Origin of the sequence: Rahnella perminowiae, from assembly GCF_019049755.1 — a bacterium.
Classification (GTDB): Bacteria; Pseudomonadota; Gammaproteobacteria; order Enterobacterales; family Enterobacteriaceae; genus Rahnella; species Rahnella perminowiae.
Window position 1 is genome coordinate 1 of sequence record NZ_JAFMOS010000306.1, and the last position, 4153, is coordinate 4153.

General features: G+C 49.3%; 5 protein-coding genes. All 5 read left to right on the forward strand.

What is annotated here, in order from left to right; translation table 11 throughout:
• Positions 1-189: 189 nt before the first annotated feature.
• Positions 190-693: a DNA starvation/stationary phase protection protein Dps gene (gene dps, locus J1785_RS02840; protein WP_129952412.1), complete on the forward strand. Its 504-nt coding sequence runs from the start codon at positions 190-192 to the stop codon at positions 691-693.
• A gap of 126 nt (positions 694-819) precedes the next feature.
• On the forward strand, positions 820-1086 hold the full coding sequence (locus J1785_RS02845; RefSeq protein WP_129991250.1) for a DksA/TraR family C4-type zinc finger protein: 267 nt from the start codon (positions 820-822) through the stop codon (positions 1084-1086).
• A gap of 400 nt (positions 1087-1486) precedes the next feature.
• Complete coding sequence (gene glnH / locus J1785_RS02850; RefSeq protein ID WP_129952410.1) at positions 1487-2230, forward strand: glutamine ABC transporter substrate-binding protein GlnH; 744 nt, start codon at positions 1487-1489, stop codon at positions 2228-2230.
• Positions 2231-2337: 107 nt separating this feature from the next.
• Positions 2338-2997, forward strand: coding sequence for a glutamine ABC transporter permease GlnP (glnP, locus tag J1785_RS02855; RefSeq protein WP_013574682.1), 660 nt, complete (start codon positions 2338-2340; stop codon positions 2995-2997).
• Positions 2994-3716, forward strand: coding sequence for a glutamine ABC transporter ATP-binding protein GlnQ (glnQ, locus tag J1785_RS02860; protein WP_013574681.1), 723 nt, complete (start codon positions 2994-2996; stop codon positions 3714-3716). Before glnP ends, glnQ begins: the two co-directional genes overlap by 4 nt.
• Positions 3717-4153: the final 437 nt, after the last annotated feature.

The following is a 4153-nucleotide window of genomic DNA, read 5'->3' on the forward strand; positions in this document are numbered from 1 at the left end:
GATGAATCCTATCTACCTTATAAATCAGCATGATAATTTAAAAGCGAACCTGTTGCAGAGCTTATAAGTCATACGCTATCAGAACGATAGGAATGGTCGCCCTGCAATTTTTCAATTTATTGCTATACTGAATACAGTTATGAAATACATTAATAGCAATTAATTTTAATGAAACAAGGAGATATGTATATGAGTACCGCTAAACTGGTCAAAACGAAATCTTCTGAGCTTATCTATACACGCAATGATTTAGATGAAAGCGTCAAACTCAATACTATCAAGGTGCTGAACCGTCTGGTGACCGAATACATCGACCTGTCACTGATCACCAAGCAGGCACACTGGAATATGCGTGGTGCAAACTTTATTGCCGTACACGAAATGCTTGATGGCTTCCGTACCGCGATCATCGATCATCAGGACACCATTGCAGAACGTATTGTGCAGTTAGGCGGCGTGGCGTTGGGTACCGTTCAGGTTGTTAACGATAAAACTCCCCTGAAGAGCTATCCGACCAATATCCATAGCGTGCAGGAACACCTGAAAGCCCTGGCAGAACGTTATGGCGTCGTCGCTAATGACACGCGCAAAGCCATAAGCGAAGTCGAAGATGAAGACACCGCCGATATTTTCACTGCCGCATCGCGCGACCTGGATAAATTCCTGTGGTTCATTGAATCAAATATCGAGTAATCAGCGCCCCGGTAGCTGAAGGCATGTAACCGCAGCTACCCTACTTCTTCAAGTTCAGTACAAAACGGGCAGATGATAATCATCTGCCCGTTTCACCTTTTTACGAACCCTTGCGGGGAGGTCATAATGGCAAGCGGATGGGCGCAAGATGGCGCCGTGCAGGAACAGATTGATTCTACGGTAAATGATGCGGTCGATCGCGCACGTCAGTCTCTCGGGCATGGCGAAAGTGCGCATTACTGTAAAGAGTGTGGTGACCCGATCCCGGAGGCACGCCGTAAAGCGCTTCAGGGCGTGCAGTACTGCGTCACCTGTCAGGCAGTGCTGGATAAAAAGCAGCAGGATCACGCTGGCTACAACCGACGCGGCAGCAAAGACAGTCAGCTACGCTAATATTTTGTCATATGTCAGGCTGCACCATTATGGTTCAATGAAAGTCCTCCCCTCCGTTATTATCTCCCCCTCATTGATATGTTTGCTTCAAAATTGAGCACACATTTTACTCATGTATCAATAAAGTTAGAGCAAGTTATCATTTGAGCAGCGTAGTTGTTAATTAATGATTGTTTAAAATACAAGATATGGTTAATGATAAAACCACGCACCATAAAAGAACATTGCCACATGTAACAATGCACTCATTTGGTGCTAACCGGCTTTCAATCACTGCTTAAACGGTTCAGCAACGCGATAAGACATTGAATTTTAATAAATATAAAATTTGGCATAAATATTGCATTATAGCGCCGTAACATAAAGTCGTTCCCATAATATGTACAAAGGAAATTCCCTGATGAAGTCACTCTTAAAAGTTTCCCTGGCCGCGTTAACCCTGGCCTTTGCCGTTAGCTCACACGCAGCAGACAAAAAATTGATCGTAGCTACCGACACTGCGTTTGTACCGTTTGAATTCAAACAAGGCGACAAGTACGTCGGCTTCGACATTGACCTGTGGGACGCGGTCGCAAAAGAGATGAAAGTCTCCTATGAACTGAAACCGATGGACTTCGGCGGCATCATTCCTGCCCTGCAGACACACAACATCGATCTGGCGCTGGCGGGGATCACCATCACACCTGAACGTAAAAAAGCCATCGACTTCTCTGACGGCTATTACAACAGCGGCCTGATGGTGATGGTTAAGAGCAATAACGACAGCATCAAAAGCGTGGCTGATCTGAAAGGCAAAACCGTTGCAGTGAAAAGCGGCACCAGCTCCGTTGATTACATGAAAGCTAACGTACAGACCAAAGATCTGCGTCAGTTCCCGAACATCGACAGCGCTTATATGGAACTGGGCACTGGCCGCGCTGATGCGGTAATGCACGACACGCCAAATATCCTGTACTTCATCAAAACGGCCGGTAAAGGTCAGTTCAAAGCAGTCGGTGATTCACTGGCTGGACAGCAGTACGGTATTGCTTTCCCGCAAGGCAGTGACCTGCGTGAAAAAGCCAACGCGGCGCTCAAAACCATCAAAGAGAATGGGACTTACGCGGCGATCTACAAAAAATGGTTTGATAGCGAACCTAAATAAGCCCTTTTTCATTTAAGTCGTTCCTTTTTCAGAAAGAGCACTTGATAAGAAGCGCCTGCCAGTGATGCTGACCAGGCGCAGTTTGTTGTTATACCAGGAGATAATCCATGCAGTTTGACTGGAGCGTAATTTGGCCCGCTCTGCCTATCCTGCTCGAAGGCGCCAAAATGACATTGTGGATTTCGGTCCTCGGTCTGGTTGGCGGCCTGATTATTGGTGTGATTGCGGGCTTTGCCCGCGCGTTCGGTGGCTGGTTTAGCAGCAACGTCGCACTGGTCTTTATCGAGCTTATTCGCGGCACGCCTATCGTCGTACAGGTGATGTTCATTTATTTCGCACTGCCGATGATGGTGCCCGATCTGCGGATCGACCCTTTCAGCGCGGCGGTGGTGACGATCATCATCAACTCCGGTGCTTATATCGCTGAAATTACACGAGGCGCGGTGTTGTCGATTCACAACGGTTTCCGTGAAGCCGGTCTGGCGCTGGGCCTGTCGCGCCGTGCGACGCTACGTTACATCATCATGCCGCTGGCATTGCGCCGTATGCTGCCACCGTTAGGTAACCAGTGGATTGTGAGTATCAAGGATACGTCGCTGTTTATCGTTATCGGTGTGGCCGAACTGACCCGTCAGGGCCAGGAAATTATTGCCGGTAACTTCCGCGCTATGGAAATCTGGAGTGCGGTTGCTGTTATCTATCTGATCATCACGCTGGCTCTGAGCTTTGTTCTGCGCCGCTTAGAACGCAAACTGAAAATTATATGATTGAATTCAAGAACGTCTCAAAACACTTTGGTAAAACCCAGGTGCTCCACGACATCGATCTGAACATTTCTCAGGGAGAAGTCGTGGTTATCATCGGGCCATCCGGCTCCGGTAAATCCACGCTGTTGCGTTGCATCAATAAGCTGGAAGAAATCACGTCCGGTGAACTGATTGTCGATGGCCTGAAAGTGAATGATCCGAAAGTGGATGAACGTCTGATCCGCCAGGAAGCCGGTATGGTGTTCCAGCAGTTCTATCTGTTTCCGCACATGACGGCGCTGGAAAACGTGGCTTTCGGCCCGATCCGCGTTCGTGGTGCGTCGAAGGATGAAGCCAATAAACTGGCGAAAGAGTTGCTGGCAAAAGTGGGCCTGTCTGAACGCGCCAACCACTATCCGTCAGAGCTTTCCGGTGGCCAGCAGCAGCGTGTGGCAATTGCCCGTGCTCTGGCGGTGAAACCTAAACTGATGCTGTTTGATGAGCCAACCTCTGCGCTCGATCCTGAACTGCGTCACGAAGTGCTGACCGTCATGAAACAACTGGCGGAAGAAGGCATGACGATGGTTATCGTGACCCATGAAGTCGGCTTCGCCGAGAAAGTGGCATCACGCTTAATCTTTATCGACAAAGGTCGCATTGCAGAAGACGGCAAACCGGCAGATCTGGTGAACAATCCGCCGAGTGAACGTCTGCGTGAGTTCCTGCAACACGTTTCGTGATGCAGAAGGCCGCTGCAACACGTTTCGTGATGCAGAAGGCCGCTGCAACGGGGCGGCTAACCGAACGCTTTCTCACTCGCCGTGAAGGCTTGATCGAGAATATTTCGGTTTTTTCACTCACCGTGAAAGTTGGATTGAGTAAGTTTCGGTTTCTCAAGTGCGGTGATCGCTTAACGCGCTGCGCCGAAACCGCCCAAGAGAGGGAAGTGCTTTCCCTCTCTTGGATCTCTCCCCGCTTTTTTACTCCGCACTTTCGCTGGCTGGCTATGTTCCAGTTATCACAGCGACAGGCGCGAAATCTTGCCGCTTTGCGGTGCCTTCTCTCGGTGTTCGAGCCATAGGTCTCGAACCCGCTCCGTTCAGCAAGCTTTCTGAATCGCCCGTGAGTTTCCACATACTCGATCTGCTCCTCCCCCTGCGAACTGTCTCTTATACAC

Excerpts from the sequence above, each read along its gene's own strand:
- glnH (WP_129952410.1), top strand. The coding sequence starts at position 1,487 with ATGAAGTCACTCTTAAAAGTTTCCCTGGCCGCGTTAACCCTGGCCTTT.
- glnQ (WP_013574681.1), top strand. The coding sequence starts at position 2,994 with ATGATTGAATTCAAGAACGTCTCAAAACACTTTGGTAAAACCCAGGTG.
- glnP (WP_013574682.1), top strand. The coding sequence starts at position 2,338 with ATGCAGTTTGACTGGAGCGTAATTTGGCCCGCTCTGCCTATCCTGCTC.
- J1785_RS02845 (WP_129991250.1), top strand. The coding sequence starts at position 820 with ATGGCAAGCGGATGGGCGCAAGATGGCGCCGTGCAGGAACAGATTGAT.
- dps (WP_129952412.1), top strand. The coding sequence starts at position 190 with ATGAGTACCGCTAAACTGGTCAAAACGAAATCTTCTGAGCTTATCTAT.